Origin of the sequence: Candidatus Koribacter versatilis Ellin345 (genome assembly GCF_000014005.1) — a bacterium.
GTDB classification, from domain to species: Bacteria; Acidobacteriota; Terriglobia; order Terriglobales; family Acidobacteriaceae; genus Korobacter; species Korobacter versatilis_A.
In genome coordinates this window covers 2,892,796-2,916,503 of the sequence record NC_008009.1, presented here as the reverse complement: position 1 = coordinate 2,916,503, position 23,708 = coordinate 2,892,796, and the positions used below count along the sequence as shown (strand labels likewise).

Below are 23,708 nucleotides of genomic sequence, written 5' to 3'. Positions count from 1 at the left end.
CCCATAACCTGTTTGTGCCAGTCGCTGGATTAAGTGCCTCCGCCCCTAATGAGACCGCTCGTTTCGCTCATCGTGTTCTGGACGCTGCTCATCGCTCCCTTCCTTGGGACGGAGCTCGGTGACCCGACGAAGTCTGTCTTCGAGCCGCCTAACGCGATCGCCGGATTCGAGAAGCCCATAGCGCAACTCGCACTCGAGAAGAAATTCCTCGCCGTCCCCGATCCCAAGCACGCCGAGCAAGACATGCGCGCTCTCACCGCGACGCCTCATCTCGCCACCACTCCCGAAGATCGCAAAACCGCCGACTACGTCCTGCAAAAGTTCAAAGAAGCCGGGCTGCAAGCTTCTATTGAGGAATACAAGGTTTACTTCGGAATCCCCGAGTCCGTCAGCATTGACATCGTTGCTCCTGAAGGCGTCGTCCTTCACGGCCCCTCACCTGAGCGCGTGGACGGCGACGATGGCTCCAAAGACTCCCGCATTCTTCCGGCCTTCAACGGCTACACGCCTTCAGCCGATGTCACTGCCGAAGTCTTGTACGCGAATTACGGCCGCCCCGAAGACTTCGACACCCTCGCGCAAGCCGGCGTAGATGTAAAAGGGAAGCTCGTCATCATTCGCTACGGCGAAATCTTCCGCGGCGTAAAAGTTCTGCAGGCGCAGCAGCGCGGCGCCGCCGGCGTCATCCTCTATTCCGATCCCATGGACGACGGCTACTTCAAGGGTGACGTCTATCCCAAGGGCCCGTACCGTCCCTCCAGTGCCGTGCAGCGTGGCGATGTCCACTTTATGTTCCGCTATCCCGGCGATCCCACCACACCCGGAGCGCCTTCCAGCGCCACTGCCGAACGCACCGAAGCCGCGCAATCCGCCAGCCTGCCCAAGATCCCGGTTCTCCCGCTCTCTTACGCCGACGCCTCACCGATTCTCCAGCACCTCGCTGGCCCCGAGTCTCCGCGCTCGTGGCAAGGCGCGTTGCCGTTCACATATCACCTCGGTGTTGGCCCGGTGAAGGTCCACCTCAAGATCGCTGTCCACTACGAGTACCGCACCATCTGGAACGTCATCGGCACCGTCAAGGGCGCCGAGTATCCCAGCGACATCGTCCTGTCCGGTAATCATCGTGACGCCTGGGTCTTCGGCGCCGCCGATCCCGGCAGTGGCACCGTCGCCCAGCTTGAGGCCGTGCGCGGCATCGGCCAGCTTCTAAAAGCAGGCTGGCGTCCCAAGCGCACTATTATCTTCGCCAGTTGGGACGCCGAAGAGCAGGGAATGGTCGGCTCCACTGAATGGGTCGAGCAACACGCGCAGGAACTCAGCGGGGCCGTCGCCTACTTCAACATGGACGTCGCGGTCACCGGCCCCAACTTCGCCGCCGCGTCGGTGCCCAGTCTCAAGCAGTTCATGCGCGATGTCGCGAAGTCCGTTCCCAGCCCGCAAGGCGGCAGCGTCTACGACGCCTGGACCGAGCGCACTTCCGGCAAATCGCCGCAGCGCAACGAAGTCTTTCCCGATGTCAACGGCTCCGCACGCCACTCTTCCGCCGCGCCCCCGCATCAGGATGTCGCCGTCGGCGATCTCGGCAGCGGCTCCGACTACACCCCGTTCCTCGAGCACATCGGCGTCGCCTCCGCCGACATGGGTAGCCACGGTCCCTACGGCGTCTACCACTCCGCCTTCGACGACTACACCTGGTTCACCAAGTTCGCCGATCCAAAGTTCGCCTACGAGCAGCAAATGGCGCGACTCCACGGCCTGCAAGTCCTCCGCATGGCCGACGCCGATGTTCTCCCCTTCGATTACGAAGATTACGGTCAGGAAATTGAAGCCTACATCGAATACACGAAACAACGTGCCGCCGAATCCTTCCCCGAAGGCGGCCCAAAATTCGATGAGCTGACCAAAGCCTCCAAGCGCCTGCAATCCGCGGGGAGCATGCTGCTAGGCGCGGTGAAAGCCGGTCGCGCCGCCAGCCCCGCCCGCATCAACACCGCGTTGCGCGATGCCGAACGCGCCTTCCTGACCAACGGCCTCCCCAGCCGCCCCTGGTTCCGTCACGCCATCTACGCCCCCGGCGAGTCCACCGGCTACGAAGCCATCGTCCTCCCCGGCATCACCGAAGCCATCGAGCACCACGACCAGCAAGCCCTAGTCGAACAGATCCAACTCACCACCGCCGCCATCAACCACGCGTCAGAAATCCTGGAATCCGCCCACAGCTTCTGATTCTTGCGTCGTTTCAAAATTTCGCTTCGTATCCGATCTTCCTTCGAATCTTGCTCTTTCTCTGATCTTGCTCTGTATCTGATTCCCGGTTTGCATCAGGGCACGACTTTACAGGCTGCTGAAAAACTCGTTTCGAAAGGCTTTGTATCAGGGCACGACTTCAGTCGTGCCGAAAAGCACTGCCCAATAGATTCCGGGCTTCAGCCCCTGCAAACGCCTCGCGGCCAGTCCACCCCCTCTTGTCATTCCGAGCGCAACGAGGAATCTGTTGTTCGCCTCGACCCACGCCAATGTCGATTCTCCCCCACCTCATTCGACTATCCTGCAAGAGGAAAACTCATGTCCAAACTTCGTGTAAATGCATTCTCCGTCTCCCTCGACGGCTTCGGTGCCGGCCTTCATCAAGACCTCAACAACCCGCTAGGCGTCGGCATGCCCCAAGCCTTCGCATGGTTTTTCCCCACCGATGTCTTCCAAAAAATGCAGGGCAAAGAAGGCGGCACCCGCGGCATCGACAACGATTTCGCCCTCCGCTCTTTCGACAACGTCGGCGCCTGGATCCTCGGCCGCAATATGTTCGGTCCCGTCCGCGGCCCGTGGCCCAATTACGACTGGAAAGGCTGGTGGGGAGAAGAGCCGCCCTATCACGTCCCAACTTTCGTCCTCACCCACCACGCGCGCCCATCGTTAGAAATGAAGGGCGGCACCACCTTCCACTTCGTAACCGAAGGCCCCGAGATCGCCCTACAGCGCGCCAAAGAAGCCGCCCAAGGCAAAGACGTCCGCATTGGCGGCGGCGCTGCCACCATCCGCCAATACATCGCAGCAGGCCTCGTTGACGAACTACACCTCGCCCTCTCTCCTGTGCTGCTCGGTGAAGGCGAGCCACTCTTCTCCGGCCTGAACTGGCCAAAGCTGGGCTATCAGGTAGTGGACTCCGTAAAAGGCGAAGGCGCGACCCATGTGACCATCCGCAGGGCCTGAACGAAGGGCCCCTGCGCTCCCCTGTCAACCCTGACAGTTGCCCCACGCCCCCATTCCGCGCACCATACTCCGCACTTGCTGCAGCTTTCTCCAGCGCACACGTCCCCATCGGCTCACATCTTTCCGAAACAAGGAGTGCTTCATGAAAACGAAGTCCCTCTCGCTCGCGATCGTACTCGCACTTTCGCTCCCAGCTCTTGCCGCCGATAAGAAAATGGATCAGCGGATCTCCGAGTCAACCGATGTTCTGAAAGCGGTCGTCGGCCAAACCAACGGCATCCCGCATGAAGTCCTGAATAAATCTGTTTGTGTGCTCGTGTTTCCCCGCGTAAAAAAGGTCGGCATCGGGATCGGCGTAAGCTACGGCCGCGGCTTGCTGACTTGTCGCACCGGCACCACCATGTCCGGCAAGTGGAGTGCGCCCGCCATGTACTCGCTCGACACGGGCAGCCTCGGCGTTCAACTCGGCGGTTCCTCAACTGACTTTGTCTTGCTGGTGATGAACCAGCAGGCCGCTAATAAAGCCCTCTCCGGCAAACTCAAGCTCGGCTCCGACGCCTCTGCCAATGCCGGTCCGTCCGGCGCCAAAGCGGTAGCGGTGGACGCGGATATCTACACCTATTCGCGCGCCAAAGAAGGCCTCTTCGCTGGCGCCTCGCTCGGCAGTGCCTCCATGGAAGGCGATAACGACGCCAACAAGTCGCTCTACGGCAAGAGTGTGGACGCCACCCAGATCGTTCGCGACGGGCAAGTGACCACACCCGCCTCCGGACAGCCGTTGATCGCGTTGCTCGATAGCGCCTCGCCCAAACACATGTAATCTCACCCAATCCCCGAGTGGCTGGCCCAGCTTGAGCATCGGCTGGGCCAGCTTTTTGATCGGTGAAAAGGCGCGAATTCATAGGCCGCCGAAAACTCGTATCGCAGCAGCTTTGTATCAGGGCACGACTTCAGTCGTGCCGAAAAGCTCCTCAAGTAAGAAGGGGCTTTAGCCCCTGCCCAAAAATTTCCTGCAAGCCCCCACACCTCCCGCGTTCTTCTCGCAGGAGGTCTCCATGAAACGCGATATCTGGATCGGCGCCCTCGTCCTCGTGCTTGCCGCCGCCCTCTTCGCTGCAATCGCTTTTGCACCGGCACAACCGGCACAGGCCGGTCCACTTCCCGAACCAACCCCGTCTCCCGCACCCGGACCCGATCCCGCACCACGCGGCGAATACCGCGTCCTCGAACCGCTGCACTCGGGTGCGCTCACGCTCTTTCCCGTGGTGCGCAACCTCAGCGGCGCAGCCAGGAAGTGGGACTACATCACCCTCGACGAAGGCCTCCGCAACGGGGAAGTGGAAGTCACCGAGTACGGCAGGCTTCGCGGTCTCGTTCGTCCGCGCAACGGCGCGCCTATTCGCGAGGACAACTACCGCGGTGACCGCGTCAACACGCTCGTGCTCGTCAATCACTCCGACAAGCCACTCATCCTCCTCGCCGGTGAAATCGTTACCGGCGGCAAACAGGACCGCGTCATCGGCAAAGACCGCATCGTGCCCGCGCAAAGCGATCCCATTGACCTCTCCGTCTTCTGCATTGAGCACGGCCGCTGGGTCGAGTCCTCCGACAAATTCGGAGTCTCCGCCGACTCTACAAACGGCAGTTTCATGGTGCAGCCGTCCGTCCGCAGCAAAGCCATGGTGAAGAACAATCAGCAGGAAGTGTGGGATTCCGTCGCTGGCGCCGTTTCAAACAGTGCCCGCGCCGCGTCTCCGAGCCCTACACAGCCCGTTGAGCTCGGCACTACCTCCTACGCCAAGGCCATGAAAGACGAACGCCTGACCAAAGAGGTAGACAAGGTCGCCGTGCCCCTCACCGAATCGAGCCACGATATTTTGCAGAAGCTGCGCGAGCAGAACGCCGTCGGCGTGATCGTCGCCGTCCGCGGCCAGATCATCTGGGCCGACGTCTTCGCTACGCCCGACATGCTCTCCGCCTACTGGACGAAGCTTGTCCGCTCCTACGCCGCCGAGTCTTTTGAAACTGGATGGTACGGAAGGGGAGAAGTGACGCGCGATGCCGCCGAGCGTTTCCTCAACAACCCGCTGCACGGCTCGGAAACCAGCCAGGGGGAAACCGGTGTCTATCGCTACCGCGAAGTCCGCGGCACGCTACAGTCGGCATTCTTCCTGCAAACGCTACTGCCCGGCACCGACTTCGACGTCCACATCAGCCGAGTAGTAGAAGACGACCGCCGCGCCAAAATAATGCCGCGCCCCGTCCCCATGGAAGGCCGGCAAATACCAATCGACTAACGGGAAAAGGCATTTCAACCACGAACGACACCAAGGATCACGAAGGTAATTTCGAACTCAAAAAACCTTCGTGAAACCTTCGTGTCCTTCGTGTTTAAAGATTTAGGTTTATTTCTCCTGCGGCGCGTAATCGCAAACCTCGCGACACTCCAGGCAATAATATTGCCCGTCCATCCACAACCGGCAATCATTCTCGCCCTGGCAGATCGAGCAATACCGGTGGCACTCGCAATCGCGTTCGTCGCGCTCGCACGAAATACACATGTATCGTTCAGCCATGCCGAGGAATGTAACGTGAAACCTTGGAAGGAGGGAAGTACAAATTCAGGCGCGCACCAATTCCGCAATCTTCGACAACAACACCTCCGGCGCGTCGCCCTTCACAACAAACGCGTCCACCGTATCCATCACCGAATCCGGCAGCGCGAGATAGGCCGACAACAAGATAATCGGAACCTGCGGCTTCGTCCGCTTCATCGCCGAAGCCACCGACCCGCCGTTCATTCCCGGCATCGCGTAGTCGAGCACCACTCCATCCACTTCCTGCTCGCTGAACACCGTCAGCCCATCTACTCCCGCGGAAGCCGTAAGCACGCGATATCCCTCCCGCTCCAGGATGATCTTTCGCACCTTCAGCCCCACCGCTTCGTCATCCACGCACAACAACGTCTTCTGAGGCACAAAATCCCCACGCAAAAAATTCAATACTTGGTTAGAAATTTGATTGCAGTATAGCCATCTTCGATTCGCCCGATTGTCTCCTTTTGTTGAATTTTTCCTCCTGTTTCCTTCCCTCCATCTTTCCCGCTTTTGCCTTCCGTGAAACCTCATGCCCCACCGCATTGACCCGCAAGAAATCAGCGTGTTACCGTGAATGGTTCCGCTATCTGAAGCCGCGCTCGCTGAACGCTTTCGCTTCAAAAAGAAGGTCTAGATTTGAATCCGCCAGTCGAGGCAAACATTCGCAAAACTGCGCTCAACGCCACCCATCGCCAATCCGGCGCCAAAATGGTGGACTACAGCGGCTGGGACATGCCGGTCGAGTACCCCTCCGTCGGCGGCCTCATGAAAGAGCACCTCGCCGTCCGCGCCGGCGTCGGCCTCTTCGACGTCTCCCACATGGGCGACATCCGTGTCCACGGCCCTGAAGCCCTCAAGGCCGTTCAGTACCTCACCATGAACGATGCCTCGAAACTCAACACCGGCCAGGCGCAATACTCGGCAATGCTTTATCCCAACGGCACTTTCGTCGACGACGTCATCGTCCACAAATTTGCCGACGACGACTACCTCCTCGTCATCAACGCTGGCACCCGCGAAAAAGACGTCAACTGGGTCAAGGACAACACCAGGCAATTTAAAGTAACGGTTGAAGATCTCAGCGACCAGTTCACCCAGATCGCCATCCAGGGTCCCAAGGGCGTAGATACCCTCCAGAAATTGACCGACGTCGATCTCTCGAAGGTCAAGTTCTACTGGTTCACCCGCGGCACCGTTGCCGGACTTAAGAACGTCCTGATCGCCCGCACCGGCTACACCGCCGAAGACGGCTTCGAGATCTACATCCCCAGCGACGCCGCCACCAGCGACCGCGTCTGGAACGAACTGCTCCAAGCCGGAAAAGAATTCGGCGTCGTCCCCGCCGGGCTCGGCTCGCGCAACACTCTGCGCCTCGAAGGCAAGCTGCCGCTCTACGGCCACGAGATCAGCGACGAAATCAACGTCTGGGAAGCCGGACTTGACCGCTTCCTTAAGATGGACAAAGGCGACTTCATCGGCCGCGCCGCCCTAGAAAAAGCCAAGAACGATGGCGTGAAGCGCGCACTCGTAGGTTTGGAGACGATCGAACGCGGCATCCCGCGCGACGGCTACAAAGTTCTCGATCTCGAAGGCAAAGAAATCGGCTACGTAACCAGCGGCTCGTATATGCCGTTCCTAAAACGCAACCTGGCATTAGCCTACGTCCCAGTCGAACAAAGCGCGTTAGACAACATCGTCGCCGTCGAAATCCGTAACCAACCGGTAAAAGCAAAAGTAGTCCCGTCGCAGTTCTACAAGCGACCCAAGAAGAGTTCCTAGGTTTTGTATCAGGGCGTGATTTCAATCATGCCGAATGCGGTTTGTATCAGGGCGCGGCTTGAGCCGCGCCGATCCGCCGACCTTTTATAGATGGGGCTTTAGCCCCTGAGGGAGAACGCAATGGCCTATCCAGCCGACTTCAAATACACCAAAGAACACGAATGGATCTCTGCCGACGGTAAAATCGGCATCACCGACCACGCGCAATCCTCTCTCGGCGATATCGTCTTCGTCGAACTCCCCAAAGTCGGCGCCACCATCACCAAGGGCCAGAGCTTCGGCTCCGTCGAATCCGTGAAGGCCGTCAGCGACCTCTTCGCCCCGGTCAGCGGTAAAGTCACCGCCGTCAACGAAGAACTCGCCACCACGCCCGAAAAAGTAAACACCGACGCCCACGCCGCCTGGATGGTCAAAGTCGAGCTCACCAACCCGTCCGAACTCAACGACCTCCTAAGCGCCGCCGACTACGAAAAGTTCGCCGCCGAAGAAGCCGGCCACTAATTGCATTCAATCGATCGAAGCCCTGTCATCCTGAGCGAAGCGTGCGCAGCACGCGTAGTCGAAGGACCCCTATACCCACCCCAATCTCAACTCGCGCGCGAAGCGAATCCCGCACGCACTCTCGTTAATCCAAACTCATAAGACAATGCGCTATCTTCCCAAATCCCAGTCCGACCGCGACCAGATGCTTCGCGAACTAGGTTGCGCCACCATCGACGACCTCTTCGCCCCCATCCCCGCGGAATATCGCCTCACGCGCGATCTCGCGATCCCGCGCCAGTACGGCGAATCCGAAATCCTCGACTTCTTCAAGCAGCGCGCCTCCGAGAATGCCAACGGCTACTCGATCTTCATCGGCGCCGGCGCTTACAACCACTATCGCCCGGTCGTGATCGACTCGCTCATCTCCCGCGGCGAATGGTTCACCGCCTACACGCCCTACCAACCGGAGATCTCGCAGGGCACCCTGCAAGCCATCTTCGAGTTCCAGTCCATGATCTGCGAACTCACCGGCATGGAAGTCGCCAACGCCTCCATGTACGACGGTTCCACCGGCGCTGCCGAAGCCATCATGATGGCCGTCCGCCTCACCGGACGCCACTCTGCGATCATCGCCAACACCGTCCACCCCGAGTACCGCGAGGTCATCGCGACCTACGCGCAACACCAGGGCCTGCCGATCTCGCACGTCGGCTACAACGCCGAAACCGGCCGCGTGGACATCAAAGCCCTCGAAGCCGCCATCACCGACCAGACCGCCGCCGTCCTCATCCAGTCGCCGAATTTCTTCGGCACCATTGAAGACGTCGCGGCCATCGCGGACCTCGTCCACAAGAAGGGCGCGCTCCTCGTCGTCTCCATCAGTGAAGCCCTCTCGCTCGGCCTCATCAAGCCGCCCAGCGAAGCCGACATCATCAGCATGGAGTCGCAGTCCTTCGGCGTCCCGCTCGGCTACGGCGGCCCTTACGTCGGCGTCATCGCCACGAAAGAAAAATTCGTCCGCCAAATTCCTGGTCGCCTGTGCGGCCAAACCGTGGATCGCAACGGCAAGCGCGGATTCGTCCTCACGCTCTCCACTCGCGAGCAGCACATCCGCCGCGAGAAGGCGACCTCGAACATCTGCACCAACCAGGCGCTCATCGCACTGATTGCCAGCATCTTCATGACCGTGTACGGCAAGCAGGGCTTGCGCGAGCTCGCCAAACAAAATCTCGCCAAGACCGCCTACGCTGTCAGCGCCTTCGAAAAAGCCGGCGCCAAAGTCCTCTTCAAAAATTCTCCGTTCTTCAACGAGTTCGTCGTCCAAACCAAGAGCGACTCCCGCGAACTCAATGACAAGCTCATCTCCGACAAGATCATCGGCGGCTTCCCGCTGAAAAAGTTCTATCCCGAACTCGGCAACAGCGCCGTCTGGTGCGTCACCGAACTCAACGCCAAAGCCGCCATCGACGCAGCCGCGAAAGGGGTGGCCCAGTGAGCAACCTCAACGACAAAATCACCAAGGTCGCCACGCACGTCAGCCAGAACGAAGACCTCATCTTCGAAAAGTCCTCGCCCGGCAAAAAGGCCTACCGCCTTCCGCCGCTCGACGTCCCTGACGTTGACGAGCGCGCCCTCCTCGGCGCCGAGTACGTCCGCGAAGACCTCGGCAACATGCCTGAAGTTTCGGAGATCGAAATCATCCGCCACTTCACCCGCATGAGCACCTGGAACTACGCCGTCGATTACGGCATGTATCCGCTTGGCTCCTGCACCATGAAGTACAACGCCCGCATCAACGAAGTCGTCGCCCGTCTCGACGGCATCGCCGGCGCGCACCCTTACCAGCCCGAGAAACTCTCGCAAGGCAATCTGCGCATCATGAAGATGCTCGCCGACCAACTCGTCGAGATCACCGGCATGGACTCCATCACCTTGCAGCCCGCCGCCGGCGCGCATGGCGAGATGACCGGCATCCTCCTCATCCGCGCCTATCTCGAGTCACAAGGGAACCCGCGCAAAAAGATCCTCATCCCCGACAGCGCGCACGGCACCAATCCCGCCACCGCGGCCATTTGCGGCTACCAGGTCGAGAACCTCAAGTCGAACTCCGCCGGACTCACCGACATTCCTTCGCTCGTCGCGCAGATGAACGAAGACGTCGCCGCGCTCATGCTCACCAACCCGAACACCCTCGGTGTCTTCGAGCAGGAGATCCACAAGATCGCCGACATCCTGCACGAAAAAGGCGGCCAGCTTTACATGGACGGCGCCAACATGAACGCGCTCGTCGGCAAGACCCGCCCCGGCGACTTCGGTGTCGACGTCATGCACCTCAACCTGCACAAGACGTTCTCCACCCCGCACGGCGGCGGCGGTCCCGGCTCAGGGCCAGTGGCCATCAAGAAGCACCTCGAGCCCTTCCTGCCCAAGCCGGTTGTCGTTGCCAATTCCGACGGCACTCTGCGCCTCGACTACGACCGCCCCAAATCCATTGGCCGCGTGCGCATGTATTTCGGAAACTTCGGCATGCACGTCCGCGCCCTCGCCTACATCATGGCCAACGGTCCTGACGGCCTGCGCCTCACCACCGAAGACGCCGTCCTCAACGCCAACTACATTCGCAAAAAGCTCGCCGGCATTTACGATCTCCCGTACTCCACGCCAAGCATGCACGAGGTCGTCTTCAGCGACCGCAATCAGGCGCGGAAGGGAATCAAAACCGGCGACATCGCCAAGCGCTTGATCGATTACGGCTTTCACCCCTACACCACGTCGTTCCCGCTGATCGTTCCCGGCGCGCTCATGATCGAGCCCACCGAAAGCGAATCGAAGGAAGAGTTGGACCAGTTCATCGAGGCAATGAAGGCCGTAGCGGAAGAAGCGGAAAACAACCCGGAGATCATCGCGGGCGCCCCGTACAACACGCGCGTAAGCCGCATGGACGAAACCGCCGCCGCCAGAAAACCGATCCTGCGCTGGAAGCCCAAAGCCAAAAGCGCCGCCGAATAGCCAATTCATCTTTTCTCCAAACAAAACGGGAGCCCAATGGCTCCCGTCTCTCTTTCCAAAATTTAACTGCCAAGCGTTAGCCTATCCCGCCACCCGCACTCCCACGACTCTCTCTTGTCTTCCAGAGGAGGGCGTCAGCCCGACGTGGGATCTGTTGTTCGCCTGCAGCGCCACAAATCCTACGGCGCATAAAACAAATAATCCGCCTCATACTTCGCGCCAAACTCCGCGCCCTTGTGTCCCTGTTCGCAACCCACAGTTGGAGCCTGTCCGCCCTCGGTATGGATCCGTTGCACGAACGTTACTTTGCTCAAGATGCCCGCGCGCGAATTCGAATTGTCCGCGCTCAGCAGCAGCCACGGTATCGACTTACCATCCGGCGCCGGAGCCTTGGCCACTACGTTGCCAATGATCGTGCTGCCGTCCCGATGCTGCCACTTCGGTCCTGCGCTATGCGAAATCACAACACTGCCGCGGGTGTCGCGCAGTTCCGCGTCCGGCGCCTTCAACGTCCAGGCATATTTCCCATCATCCGATACTCTGCACTCATAAATCTGCGAGCCCCGCGCATGCGTCTGCAAAATCAGATGGACATTGCCTGTCGGCATAAGCGAAGCCGGTACATCCGTCGGCGCCGCTTGCTGCGCCAATGCAAAAGTTCCACCGAGAAGTCCAATCGCAAGAACCGCACAATTTCTAAACATGGCCACCGATTCTATCAACCCCAGGGTATCCCGCGTCGCGGCCAGCCCAAACCACCGCCTGTCTCTCCACTACTCTCTCTTGTCATCTAGAGCGCAGCGAAGGATCTGCTGTTCCGCTTTCGCGCACAAAAAAATCGAGGCTCGCGCCTCGCTCTATTTCTCTCACACCCTCTATTTTCAGAATATCAATCCCGAGGGGGTAAACCGGACACTTTTTCCAAATTTATATTTCCTCTGCTCTCATCGCCTTACAAACAAAATGACGTTTTCTGCCTCTTGACAACAAAATTTGTCACTCGCGAAAACTCCCACCTTGGTCGTGCAATCTCCCACTTACGTCAAAGGCCGAGCACAAACAATCGAGGCTCGCGCCTCGCGGTTGTTTCTCTCTTCACCCTCTATCATTACAAAAGGCAGCCCGTAGGCTGCCTTTCGATGAATGAGTTGTGCGCGGTTAGCGAGTGGCAAAGGTCGCGACGTATTGCATCTGGCGATTGCCTGTCGGCACGATAAAGATCTGCATGCTTCCCAGCGATGCGCTCTTGAACGTGTAGGTGCCTTGCGCAAGCGGTTTGCTGCCGCCCGTGAAGACGAGGAAGTATCCCGAAGTCTGCGTCATGCTCGCATTGGCGGATGGATTCTTTGCGAACGCACCTGCCCCTACGACGGGAGCAGCCTGCAGGTCCTCCACCTTCAACAACGTTAGATACTGCTTCGTCGTTCCGCTCTGGACCTCAAAGCTCGAACCCGCCGCGGACTCGAAAAGAGTCCTCGAAAGCTTTACGGAATTTCCCGCAGCTTCCGGTTGTGCACCGCTGGCTCCGAGTGCTACTTCGGGCATTGCAGCGAATGCTGCCAGCAGCCCGCCACGTCCTAAGATCTCCCGCCGTGTCATTCCCATAAAAGTCTCCTCGTCTGCGTGCAACGTTGGCTGAAGCTAGTTTCGAGCCGGAAATATGCCTTGCAGCGCAATACAAAAAGTGAGCGTCAGGTAAGGCGGCAAATTGTTATGCGGTTGAGTGCCGCCGGACGGGTTCAGAAGCTTTGTCGCCATAAATGCGCCATTTACTACCGTCGTGGCATATATCTTCTTCCCGCGCGTAGCCCCGTCACTGGCGAAGTTGTGACCGGAGGTGTTTGTCTGGTCTCCTCCGCCGGCAACCGCATTCACAAGATGAGAGTGAGCCGGTATCTCAGACTGTAACAAACTGACCTGCGTTTCTCCGCCGGTCTCTCCAACACTCCGAGGCGTCAGCCCCGGGCCACTCCCCTGGTTCATCGGAGCGCGGGCTTGCAGGTTTGGCAGACCGAAGTTGTTTGTGCCATTGCCCCCGTAGAAAGTTCCAACCAGAGAGAAGAGCGCCGTGTTCTGGCTGATCGGCAAAAGTTGGCCATTGCACATCGCCCATCCTGACGGCGCGAAATTGCACGAGAAAATCCTGATTTCAGCCACAAATTGATCGGACATACTGTTCTCCTGCCCCCTCGAATTAATTCCGGCTCGGGAAAATGCCTACCAACGCAACCACGAAGTTCAATACCAGATACGGCGACAGGTTGTTGTGTGGTTGGCCTCCGCCCGCACTAGCAATCGCCCCGCTCGCCATGGATGTGTCGGCAGTCGCCGCATAGTTCGACGCGCCCGCATTCCCGAAGAAACTGCCAACCGCCGATGATGCATCCGCCGCTACGCTGTTTACCTGCAAGTTGTGCGTGTGCGCAGGCATCTCGGTGATGATCAGTGTGTGGTTCTGTTCGCCTCCGACTTGGCCGAGGGTAAATCCTGAACCCGTGTGAAACGGAGTACGGCCCTGCAAGTTCGGCAGTGCAAAATTTGTTGTGCCATTGCCGCCGTAGGTTGTGCCCATCAGCGAGAACAACGCCTGGTTTTGATTGATGGGCAGGATTTGACCATTACAAAACGCCCAACCTTTCGGCGCGAAGTTGAAACTGACGATCCGGATTTCACATAAGAATGGATTGCTCATCGTCGTGCCTCGTCTCAGATTTGCTGCTAGTTCTGGCTCGGGAAAATTCCGAACAGTGCAATGATGTAAGTAACACAGAGGAACGGCAGCATGTTGTCATGCGGCTGGTTGCCCCCGGTCAGAGAGGTCGGGCCTGCCATCTGGCCACTCGGTGACTGGTCGGAATATTGCTTCGTCGACGGATTGCTCGCCCAAAAATTGCCGGAGGGATCATTGCTCCCCAGGGATGCCGAACTTGCCTGCGCCAGGTGATTGTGTTGCGGCAACTGGCTCGAGCTCACGGTCACAGTCTCAGATCCAGACAGCTGGCCAATGACAAAGCCGCTTCCCTGGTGGATCGGCACCCGGCCTTGCAGGTCCGGCAAGCCGAAGGTATTCACTCCATCGCCACCGTAGGTGGTTCCAATCAGGGTAAACAGAGTTGTGTTCTCGCTGATGGCCATCAATTGTCCGTTGCAAAACGCCCAGTTCTGTGGAGCGAAGCTTCCCGCAAACAATCGAATCTCCCCTACAAAGGGACTACTCATAGCCGTCTCCTATCCTTCTGCCCTTAAAAGCCGATTAAATACAGCTTCATAAAACGTGCCTGCGTCGTTCCGCTCCACCGCCGTGATAAATAGCGGAAACTCACCGATCGCATCATGGTTCACGTCGTAGGTCCGCTGTTCGAGATGTTCCTCGCGGGCCCCACGGAACATCAGTGAAAATGTCTCGTAGCGCGGATCCGTTTTGCCGAGCGTCACTTCCATGAGTTCGAGGTCCCTCTTCCCGGCCTCTCCCAGCGAAAAATGGAACACGGTCCGCAGGTTCGCTTTGAATAGTTCCTTGCTGAGCTCGATCGCCACGGTCACTGTTTGTCCTCGCTGGTCGCGATGCGTTGCGGACGCCAATACATCTCCAGGTAAATAGGACCTTCCGTCACCGCTACGAAGCCCATGCGCTCATACCATTGCAGTGCTGGATTGAAGCGCTCGACATACAAATGAATCTTGCGGTCGCTTTGCTCGGCTTCTGCCAGGAGATCGCCCATCAGCAGGGAACCAACACCAAGGTTGCGATACTCAGGTAACAGAGCAATGTCTACCAGGTGAAGCTCCGTCGTCGTGCGCTCCAGGATCATGCGTCCGGCGGGTTCGCCATGCACGTGAATGATGGAGTGTTCAGCGGTCGGCGTCTGCATGGCATACGCGCTCGTCTGTGCGTTGAACTGCATGCGAAGGAACTGTTCCTGCATTTCCATCGGCCAGCCGGTTTGCGCCACTTCCTCAGCGCGGGTGCTGGCATACACGCGATAGAGAAATTCCGCATCGCCATCCTGGCGCGGGACAAGCGTCACCTGCGACCGTGCGATAGCAATGGTGTCATGCGTTGCGATGGGTGCTGCTCCGTCTGAAGAAGGCCGTGCGCCGTTCATCTGTTGCTTCAAGAAATTTGTCCGACAGTCATACACAGAAACGAATTCAATTTCGGTTCCGAAAAACTCGGGGGAACTTTTAGGGGGCGGAAAAGCGCGTACTCTACGGCGCAAACTGAGGCGAATCATGCCAGTGCTGCTGCTCAAAGTCAAGCCGCATGTTGTGAATATCACTTCGTGTTTACAAAGCACCCTCGTGTCCAAGCACAGCATTGAGTCCGATTCATCTTTTGACTTGACTTTCAAGGCGAATCGGGCGAACCTTGCGCGTTTTCAGAGTCTCTCCCAGAAGCATGTTTCTTCCACCAACCTGACCGTGTATGTAAGCCGCCGGTACCCCCAGGCTGTTGCCTGGCGACGAACTGTTTACCTTCGGAGAAACGAAAAAATGAAGCGTCACCTCTCCCGTCTTGCCGTTGCGTTGCTGATCTGCTTGTTGGCAGCACTCGCGTACGTTCCACTCGCCCGAACTCGCGCCGCGGAGAAGACCGCGCCCGTCGCCTTTAGCGCGACCGGCAAGCCTTTCCTCAATACGCAGAACGCGCGCACCGTGGCGGTGAAGTATAGCGGTGACGCAAGTGTCGTTGCCGAGATGCAATCCGGCGCCGCCGCGAGAGCGCTTATCGCTGCCGACGTTGACGCTGATGGTGCGCCCGACCTCGTGGCCGGCTACAAGACGGCCAGTGACGGCGCAGTGGCGATCACGCGCGGCAATCCTGACGCCTTCGCCCCCAAAGACGCGCGTATCTACGCGCAGGCAATCAAGGGAAAAGTTCCGCCGGCATTCCTGAGCAAGACGGTTGTGTTCTCCGTGCCGGAAGCGCCCGACTATCTCGCGAGCGCAGACTTTAGCCATCACGGCTATCGCGACGTTTTGACGGCCACCCGCGGCGGCGGTATGTACTTGCTCACCGGCGACGGCGCCGGAAATTTCAGCGCCGCGACGCGCATCAATCTTCCGGGCGATGTCTCTGCGTTTGTGATGAACCCCGGCGGACACGTCGCCGTGGCCGTTCAGACCGGCGGCGCCACCAAGGTCCTCGTTTTTGACACGCAATCGAAGAGCGGCTTCAATCGTCCGGTTGCAACCTATGCGCTGTCCGGGTCTGCGTCTGCAATGGCGTGGGGCCGTCTTGGTTTCAACACCGCCGACCTCGCAGTCGCCTCCGGTAGCAGCGTGACCGTGTACTACAACGCCCTGAAACAGGGCGGCAAGAGCGACACCCTTGAACTTGCATTCCGTCCGCAGGCCCTCGCTCTCGGCGACTTCACCTGGGACCGCGACAACCGTTTGGAAATCGCAGCCCTTGCCGAAGACGGGAGCGTCCACATTCTCGAGCACGGTACGCTCGACACCCGAGCCGTAAAAGTGGGGGGCGGACCGGCACGCCGCGCGCAACGACTGGCGCTGCGCAAAGCCAGCAATCTCGATCCAACCACGATGGGCGCTTGGAAAGATGCGCGCAATTTCCCGGCGACTTCCGGCGTGACCGACGGCGTGGCGCTGCAGTCCTTGCTGCGGACGTCGGAGACCGCTCCGAGCGGCTTGCTCGCACTCGATAGCGGTTCGCGTCACATCAACCTGATGCAGGGTGCGTCGTCAACTTCCACCAGTTCGATCTCGCTCTCCGCGGCTCCCATCGCCACCGTGGACCTGCCGTCCATGGTCGACGGCAAACGCGGAGTGGCGGTTCTCACCAGTGGGGATTCGTCCATCAAGATTCTTCCGTTGGCGACGATCAACATCAGCGTGACCAGTACGGCAGATGGCGCCGGATGCCCGGCCAACACCTTGCGTGGCGCACTTTGCACGGCCAATTCAGGAGCGTCGGGTAACACTTACGAAATCGACGTTCCGGCTGGAACCTACAGCCTCTCGTCGGGTGAGCTCGAAGCGGGCGGCAGCGGCGCACGCACGATCGTTATCAACGGCAACACCGGAAACGCTGCGGATGTCATCCTTAAGCAGACCGATGGTGGAAACCGCGTTATTGAACAGGACTTCGACTTTAACGGCAGCCAGGTGCTCGTTATCCAGAACGCAACCTTGACCGGCGGCCACTGTTCCAGCGGTACGGATTGTGTCTACGGCGGCGGTGCCATTCTCGGCACCGGGACCACAGGCGACAACCTGACGCTCACCAACGTCGTAATCGACAGCAACAGTTCGACGGCCGGCGTCGGTGGCGGCGTGAACACCAGTGCCGACGGCAACTTTACCGTTACCAACTCGACCTTCTCCAACAACTCCACGAACCAGGCGGCGGGTGGTGCATTCCAGTTTGCACCGGATCCGATTTCCGGAAGTTTGACGGTATCCGGCAGCACCTTCAAAGGCAACTCGGTGACCGGCAGCGCCGCGCAGGGCGGTGCGCTCGTGTTGCTTCCGAACGCGGGAAACAGTGCCTCGATCACTAGTTCCACTTTCACCTCTAACACGATCGTCGCCACTTCAAGTGCAGCCGGTGGAGGTGTGTCCGCGACTGGCAACGTCAGCATGTCGAATTCACGCGTATTCGGCAACACCGTAACTGTTACCGGCAGCGGAACGTTCTCGTCTGGTTGGCTTCATAGCGGCGGCGCGGGAAACACAGCGACCCTCACCAACAACTGGTGGGGCTGCAATGCCGGACCGAGTAGCGGCTTCTGCAACATTGTCTTCGGTACTTCCGGGACCACCGTGAACTTCACTCCATGGCTAGTACTCGGCATCTCGGCGAGTCCTTCCACGCAGATCTTGCCGGCAGGCGCCGCTACGATCAACGTGGACCTGGCCCACAACTCGGCTGCAGCCACCGGATTCAACGCTCCGGATACAACCCCACTTAGCTTTGGCGCGACCTCGTTCGGCACCCTCGGCAGTTCGAGCGGAACGTTCACGTCAGGACAGTTCTCGACCGGCTACACCGCAGGCGCCACGGCTGGAAACGACAATGTAGCTGTGACGGTGGACAATCAGACCGTCACAGTGGCAATCCACGTTCTCGATACCGTCAGCTTCGACACCAACCCGACGGGCTTGCAGTACCACGTGGATGGCACGAGCTATACCACTCCACAAACGTTCCACTGGGTGGTTGGATCTTCGCACCCGGTGGTCGCGGACTCTCCGCAGGATGCGGGTGGCGGACAACAGTACAGCTTCGGCAATTGGAGCGACAGTGGTGCGGCTTCGCACTCCATCACCGCTCCAACGGCGGACACCAGCTATACCGCGGCGTTCAACTTGAGCCCGGCGTTCACCAGCGGCAACAGCGTGCAGTTTGTTGAAAATACCAACGGCACGTTCAGCGTGACCGCAACCGGAAATCCGGCACCCACGTTCAGCGAAGTAGGTGCGCTGCCTTCCGGCGTCACTCTGGCTTCCGATGGAACGCTCTCGGGCACGCCCGCGAATGGCACTGCCGGCGTATACCCGATCAGCATCACCGCTACGAACGGTGTCTCACCGGACGCGACCCAAAGCTTTACGCTTACCGTTCGTGCGCAGGGCATTGACCTGGTCGAAGAAAACGTAAGTGTGCAATTCACGGCTCCTGCACCAAATCCGCGGAAAAATTCTGTACCCGGCGGGGCTGCGGGCGGCGCGATCTACATCACCGAGACGGCGCTGAACCAGGGCGTCACCAGCTCACCCCTCACTCGCACTACGATGTACCTGTCGAGCGACGGCGTGACCCTCACCCGGGGCCTGGTTTTCCGCAACGTCCCGCAGCTCGCCAGTGGAGACAGCTCCAGGATCACTTCAGCGGCAACGCTGCCGTCAGGAATCAACGGCACCTACTACGTGATCGCTTGCGCCGACTCGCTCGGACAGGCGGCTGAGAGCCACGAGAACAACAACTGCTCGACATCGGCATCGTTCAACGTGCTAGGCGCTGACCTCGTCGAGACGACGGTTACGGTTCCACCAACTACAACCGGAGCGAAGATCGACGTCAGCGACACCGCTACGAACTCTGGCCCCGGTTCCGCTGGAACGTCGCGTACGAATTTCTACATTTCGTCCAATGGCGTGACGCAAGACCGCGCTGTCGGGTTCCGCAACGTCCCTGCGCTGGCATCCAGTGCCAATTCAGCGGGTATCACGACACTCACCCTGCCTGCCGGCACCACCGGCACCTACTACATCATTGCGTGCGCAGACACCCTGGCACAGGTGCCTGAGACCGATGAAACCAACAACTGCACGACCTCAACGACCCCCTTCAACGCACCGCTGGCGGATCTCACCGAGAGCAGCGTGAGTGTGCCCGCCACAGTGACGGGAGCCACTGTTGCCGTTAGCGACACCGTCGGCGACAGCGGCGCATCGGCCGGGTCCTCGCGGACAACGTTCTACATTTCCACGGATGGAACCACTCTCGGGACATCGCTCGCGTTCCGCAATGTTCCTGGTCTTGCGAGCGGATCGTCATCCACGGGAAATACCAGCCTCACGTTACCGGTGAACACGAAGGGGACCTACTACATCATTGCGTGTGCCGACACCACCAACGCGGTTTCGGAAAGCGATGAGACCAACAACTGCGCCGCTTCGAACAGCTTCTCGTCAGCCGGTCCGGACCTGGGCGAAAGCGCCGTCAGCGTGACAACGGCAAGCCCTGTATCCGGTGGTTCGATTTCGGTGAACGATACCGCGATGAACTCCGGCTCGGCGGCGTCCTCTTCACGCACGCTGTTCTACATCTCCACCGACGGTTCAACGAAGGGCGTGCAGATCGCCTTCCGCGATGTACTGAACCTGGCGGGCGGAGGCTCTTCGAGTGGGACCACCAGCATGACACTGCCGGGTGGCATCAGCGGGACGTATTACATCATCGCCTGCGCGAACGCCACGAACACGGTGCCGGAATCGAACACCGCCAACAACTGCTCTGCTTCTTCGGGCTTTACTGTGGGTGGCGCAGACCTCGTTGAGACCTCCGTGAGCGTGCCTTCCAGCGCTTCCGGCGGGGTGATCGAGGTCACCGATACCGCCCAGAACAATGGTCCGGGCGCGGCAGGCACATCGCGAACCACGTTCTATCTCTCGAGCGACGGCTCTACGATTACCCGGGGACTCGGGTTCCGTAACGTGCCGGCACTCGGTAACGGAGCCATCGATACCAACAGCACGGCGCTGACATTGCCGTCGGGGCTCTCGGGAACTTACTACGTGATCGCTTGCGCCGATTCGTTAAACACGGTGTCGGAGAACAACGAAACCAACAACTGCTCGTCGTCCGGGGCGTTCACGGCTCCGTAGAACGGCGGCAACTCAGCACGAAGGGCGCTCAAATCGGGCGCCCTTTGTTTTTGCAGAAGGCTTCACGCCGGTGGCGCCGATTGCTTAAGTTCTACCCGGTGCGATTGCCAATCCACCGTCACCGCGAAATTCTTCAAGATCGGGTAGCCGAGATTTCCCATCGGGAACTCATCCACAAAGTCGAGTTGCGGACCTTGAATGGAGTACCCGCCAAGTTTCATCGCGCCTTTGAGCTGCGCACGTGACGCAGCTTGTTCGCCGCTCACCGTGTGAAGACTCTCGGTCGGAACTGGCGCTGCCTCCAACGGCAGCTTGGATTGCAGACTGCGTGGCAGCACGATGCCACGCCCCGCGCCAGTATCCACGTTCGCCCGGACCGCTGTCCCCGCGAAATCAACCGACACTGTCGGCAGCCGATCGGTGGCGCTGAACTGATAGATCGTCACGTTGTCGGCGGTCGCCAGTTGGCCGCGCTTCACCGTGATCCGGTTGGCCGGGTAATCCACCGTCACAAGAAATCCCTTCCATCCCCGAATGCTCAACACTCCCATCGGGGCATCGGCTCCGGAAAAAATCTTCGGCATGGATGAGAGATCGAGCGCGACGCCGGTCACGCCGGTCATCTTCACATCGCCGAGTTCGATCTTCGCGATCTGCACCATCTCGGCGGAAGCCGGCTCCGCCGCTCCCGGAGATGCAACTTTCACTTCGCCGCTGATCGGCAGTTTGAGCTCATTCGCAAGCGCCATCGTGATCAGTGTTCCTTCCGCGCCGGTATCGAGAATGAACGGATAGGGTCCGCTGCCGTTGACCCGAACCTGCACGATCGGACGTCCGCCGACGGTCGTGAGCGGCAGCGTCATGGAGTCGCGCGCGAGTTCGACGACAGGATCGGGAAGCGATGCGTGGTTGTGCACCTGCGCCAGCAACGCGCCGACCGCAGCCACCACGGCCAACATGACGAGCCCTGCGATAACTCGATACGATCTTCGTTTTTCCACCGGCGTGCCTCCGCGAACTTGCAATGTAGAGTGCTCGGAAGGGTACTCACGGATGCGGAGGTATTCGCAGGGAAGGTGTGAGTAGCCGCTTTACAGGGGCGGAGAGATAGCAGAAGTGTCGCGGTCGAGATTCCAGACAACTGTCTGGATTTCGAACGACGGTGTCCGGACGGACGGTGAAACGCGCGAAGGAAGTGGCTGTCCTTCCGTGTTTTCCCTCGCTTCACGAGATGGCATGCGAGTTGCACTAGAACATTGCAACGGGTTGAAGGTTGATGAGAAGTGCGTAAGCAAAATGGTTTCTCCGTCCTCGAACTGTTGATTGTCATCGCCATCGTCCTCGTCTTGGCGGCGATTGCGATCCCGAACCTCCTGCAAGGCCGAATGGCCGCCAATGAAGCGTCGGCCGCCGCATCCGTAACCCAGATCAATACCGCGCAGGTTTCGTATTCCACGGCCTATCCGGACACGGGCTACGCCGCAAACCTTGCGCAGCTTTCCGGAGATGGCACGGCGTGCGGCGCCGAACATGCCACGTCCACGCACGCTTGCCTGATTGACAGCGTCCTCGGAGCAGGGAAGAAGAGCGGCTACCTGTTCTCGATCTCAGGTGGAGCGGAGATCCCGAACCTGGGCTACAGCGTGAACGCCGAGCCCATCACGCGCGGCCTGACCGGCCAGCTCAGTTTCTACAGCGACCAGACTGGCGTAATCCGCGCCAACCAGGGAGACGCCAGCGGCCCCAGCGCCGGGGCATCCGCTGCCAGAAACAAAGCGCGACGCAATCACGCTGCGAGCACTCATCCACAGTCGCAATCTTCGGCGGTTTCGGTGATGCGCTAAACGGATAACGCGCGGAAGAAGGTCTTGCGGTCCGATCGGCAGGGCGCCGATTGGTTGAGAAATAGCTAGTGGTAAGGGGATTAATGAGATGGTCCGCCGCCGAGTACGATCTTTCGGCTCGGCAGATTCCAACAGGAGGATCATCTCATGCGTATCGTAGCGGTCGGTATCGATCTCGGTAAAACCGTGTTTCACCTGGTGGCGATGGGAGAGCGCAACCGCGTGCTGGTGCGGCGGAAGTTCTCGCGTCAACAGCTGTTGGCTTACACGGCCAACCTCGAGCCCACTTTGATCGGCACCGAAGCCTGTGCCGGCGCCCATTTTCTCGCGACAGCCCTATGTGCGCAGGGACACGACGTGCGCCTCATGGCAGCCCAGTTCGTGAAGCCTTACCGTAAGTCGAACAAGAGTGACTTTCTCGATGCCGAGACGATCGCCGACGCGGTGCAGAAGGAGAACATGCGCTTCGTGCCAGTCAAGACCGACGAGCAACTCGATCTGCAGGCTATGCACCGCGTGCGCACTCGCCTGGTGCAGCGGCGCACGGCACTGATCAACGAGATCCGCGGGTTCCTGCTGGAGCGCGGCATCATCTTTCCCGCGAAGCCGATTCACCTGCGCAAGCAACTTCCGGGTGTACTGGAAGACGCGACCCAGAACCTGACGCCGAGGCTGCGCTGGCTGCTCTCTGAACTTGCGGAGGAGTGGAAGGAGTTGGAAGCTAGGATCATCGCTATCAGCGACGCCATCGAGCGGATCAGCACCAGCGATCCGCTCTGCCAGCGCCTGCGCAAGATCCCCGGCTTCGGGCCGCTGGTCTCAACAGCAACCGTAGCTGCTATCGGCAACGGATCGTCATTCCGCAGGGGTCGCGACTTCGCGGCATGGCTCGGTGTTGTTCCCCGACAGTACTCCACGGGCGGCAAGACGGCGCTCTACGGCATGAGCAAACGCGGCAACCGTTATCTACGACAGCTGCTGATCCATGGCGCGCGTGCTGTCCTGATCCGGGTGAAGTACGACACCGCAGGGTTGGGGCAGTGGATCCACAAGCTGGCCGAGCGTGCACCGCGCAACAAGGTGATCGTCGCGATCGCCAACAAGCTGGCGCGTATCGCCTGGGCGGTACTCGCGAAGGGTGAGCCTTACCGCCATCAGCCCTTGGCGGCCGCAGTGTAGTTCGGCCGTGGAAAAGACGCTGCGCTTGGAAAGCAAACACCGCTTTCCACTTTCCCACCGCCGCTGCGGCGGCTGGTGATCAACGAGTTCTACCAGGGTCTGCGGAGGGAGAAGAAGGACGAGAAAACAGTCAAACGGCGCGCCGGAAAACCTGTTGTTGATAACGGTCTCACTGACCGAGCGATTTATCAGGACCGGCGCGCGCGGATCATCATCGAGGCCCGGAGAATCGAATCTCCACATTGAGGCCGGA

Annotated in this window: 20 protein-coding genes; 11 read left to right on the top strand and 9 right to left on the bottom strand. The window is 59.6% G+C overall.

Annotation, left to right across the window (positions count from 1 at the left end):
* The first annotated feature begins 48 nt into the window (after positions 1-48).
* The 4 genes from ACID345_RS12715 (at position 49) to ACID345_RS12700 (ending at position 5,507) form a co-directional block, all read left to right on the top strand.
* Positions 49-2,226, top strand: coding sequence for a M28 family metallopeptidase (locus ACID345_RS12715; RefSeq protein WP_011523268.1), 2,178 nt, complete (start codon positions 49-51; stop codon positions 2,224-2,226).
* Between the two features lie 339 nt (positions 2,227-2,565).
* The gene (locus ACID345_RS12710) at positions 2,566-3,210 is read left to right on the top strand and encodes a dihydrofolate reductase family protein (protein WP_011523267.1); all 645 of its coding nucleotides are present in this window, start codon (positions 2,566-2,568) and stop codon (positions 3,208-3,210) included.
* Between the two features lie 142 nt (positions 3,211-3,352).
* Positions 3,353-4,030, top strand: coding sequence for a lipid-binding SYLF domain-containing protein (locus ACID345_RS12705; RefSeq protein WP_011523266.1), 678 nt, complete (start codon positions 3,353-3,355; stop codon positions 4,028-4,030).
* A 235-nt stretch (positions 4,031-4,265) separates the two neighbouring features.
* Entirely contained in the window at positions 4,266-5,507 is a 1,242-nt protein-coding gene (locus ACID345_RS12700) for an ARPP-1 family domain-containing protein (RefSeq protein WP_011523265.1), read from the top strand.
* A 324-nt stretch (positions 5,508-5,831) separates the two neighbouring features.
* Here ACID345_RS12700 and ACID345_RS12695 read toward each other — a convergent pair whose 3' ends face one another.
* Complete coding sequence (locus ACID345_RS12695) at positions 5,832-6,188, bottom strand: response regulator transcription factor (RefSeq protein ID WP_041856640.1); 357 nt, start codon at positions 6,186-6,188, stop codon at positions 5,832-5,834.
* 255 nt (positions 6,189-6,443) lie between these two features.
* Here ACID345_RS12695 and gcvT point away from each other — a divergent pair, with 255 nt between their 5' ends.
* The 4 genes from gcvT (at position 6,444) to gcvPB (ending at position 11,078) form a co-directional block, all read left to right on the top strand.
* A complete protein-coding gene (gene gcvT, locus ACID345_RS12690) occupies positions 6,444-7,586 on the top strand; it encodes a glycine cleavage system aminomethyltransferase GcvT (RefSeq protein ID WP_011523263.1) in 1,143 nt (380 codons plus the stop codon).
* A 120-nt stretch (positions 7,587-7,706) separates the two neighbouring features.
* Positions 7,707-8,087, top strand: coding sequence for a glycine cleavage system protein GcvH (gene gcvH / locus ACID345_RS12685; RefSeq protein WP_011523262.1), 381 nt, complete (start codon positions 7,707-7,709; stop codon positions 8,085-8,087).
* A gap of 145 nt (positions 8,088-8,232) precedes the next feature.
* A complete protein-coding gene (gene gcvPA / locus ACID345_RS12680) occupies positions 8,233-9,564 on the top strand; it encodes an aminomethyl-transferring glycine dehydrogenase subunit GcvPA (RefSeq protein WP_011523261.1) in 1,332 nt (443 codons plus the stop codon).
* On the top strand, positions 9,561-11,078 hold the full coding sequence (gene gcvPB / locus ACID345_RS12675; RefSeq protein WP_011523260.1) for an aminomethyl-transferring glycine dehydrogenase subunit GcvPB: 1,518 nt from the start codon (positions 9,561-9,563) through the stop codon (positions 11,076-11,078). Before gcvPA ends, gcvPB begins: the two co-directional genes overlap by 4 nt.
* Before the next feature lie 179 nt (positions 11,079-11,257).
* On the opposite strand, the gene ACID345_RS12670 is transcribed toward gcvPB, so the two are convergent.
* The 7 genes from ACID345_RS12670 to ACID345_RS12640 form a co-directional block, all read right to left on the bottom strand.
* The gene (locus tag ACID345_RS12670) at positions 11,258-11,782 is read right to left on the bottom strand and encodes a DUF3455 domain-containing protein (protein ID WP_083763740.1); all 525 of its coding nucleotides are present in this window, start codon (positions 11,780-11,782) and stop codon (positions 11,258-11,260) included.
* A 454-nt stretch (positions 11,783-12,236) separates the two neighbouring features.
* Positions 12,237-12,683 (bottom strand): DUF6916 family protein, encoded by a 447-nt coding sequence (locus ACID345_RS12665; protein WP_011523258.1) that lies wholly within the window; start codon positions 12,681-12,683, stop codon positions 12,237-12,239.
* Between the two features lie 36 nt (positions 12,684-12,719).
* Positions 12,720-13,250: a phage tail protein gene (locus tag ACID345_RS12660; RefSeq protein ID WP_011523257.1), complete on the bottom strand. Its 531-nt coding sequence runs from the start codon at positions 13,248-13,250 to the stop codon at positions 12,720-12,722.
* Between the two features lie 22 nt (positions 13,251-13,272).
* Entirely contained in the window at positions 13,273-13,770 is a 498-nt protein-coding gene (locus ACID345_RS12655; RefSeq protein ID WP_011523256.1) for a phage tail protein, read from the bottom strand.
* Between the two features lie 26 nt (positions 13,771-13,796).
* Complete coding sequence (locus ACID345_RS12650; RefSeq protein WP_011523255.1) at positions 13,797-14,297, bottom strand: phage tail protein; 501 nt, start codon at positions 14,295-14,297, stop codon at positions 13,797-13,799.
* Between the two features lie 9 nt (positions 14,298-14,306).
* Positions 14,307-14,621: a DUF6916 family protein gene (locus ACID345_RS12645; protein ID WP_041855678.1), complete on the bottom strand. Its 315-nt coding sequence runs from the start codon at positions 14,619-14,621 to the stop codon at positions 14,307-14,309.
* A complete protein-coding gene (locus ACID345_RS12640; protein WP_049761888.1) occupies positions 14,618-15,184 on the bottom strand; it encodes a GNAT family N-acetyltransferase in 567 nt (188 codons plus the stop codon). Before ACID345_RS12640 ends, ACID345_RS12645 begins: the two co-directional genes overlap by 4 nt.
* Positions 15,185-15,572: 388 nt before the next feature.
* Here ACID345_RS12640 and ACID345_RS12635 point away from each other — a divergent pair, with 388 nt between their 5' ends.
* A complete protein-coding gene (locus tag ACID345_RS12635; RefSeq protein ID WP_011523252.1) occupies positions 15,573-20,432 on the top strand; it encodes a CARDB domain-containing protein in 4,860 nt (1,619 codons plus the stop codon).
* Between the two features lie 62 nt (positions 20,433-20,494).
* Here the strand turns inward: ACID345_RS12635 and ACID345_RS12630 are convergent, their stop codons facing one another.
* Positions 20,495-21,433 carry a retroviral-like aspartic protease family protein gene (locus tag ACID345_RS12630; RefSeq protein ID WP_148210102.1) on the bottom strand — a complete coding sequence of 313 codons (939 nt, stop codon included), beginning with the start codon at positions 21,431-21,433 and terminating at the stop codon, positions 20,495-20,497.
* 282 nt (positions 21,434-21,715) lie between these two features.
* Between ACID345_RS12630 and ACID345_RS25535 the strand changes: the two genes are divergently transcribed.
* Positions 21,716-22,276 carry a type II secretion system protein gene (locus ACID345_RS25535; protein ID WP_011523250.1) on the top strand — a complete coding sequence of 187 codons (561 nt, stop codon included), beginning with the start codon at positions 21,716-21,718 and terminating at the stop codon, positions 22,274-22,276.
* A gap of 147 nt (positions 22,277-22,423) precedes the next feature.
* Positions 22,424-23,455 (top strand): IS110 family transposase, encoded by a 1,032-nt coding sequence (locus tag ACID345_RS12620; protein WP_011523249.1) that lies wholly within the window; start codon positions 22,424-22,426, stop codon positions 23,453-23,455.
* The last annotated feature ends 253 nt before the right edge of the window (positions 23,456-23,708 follow it).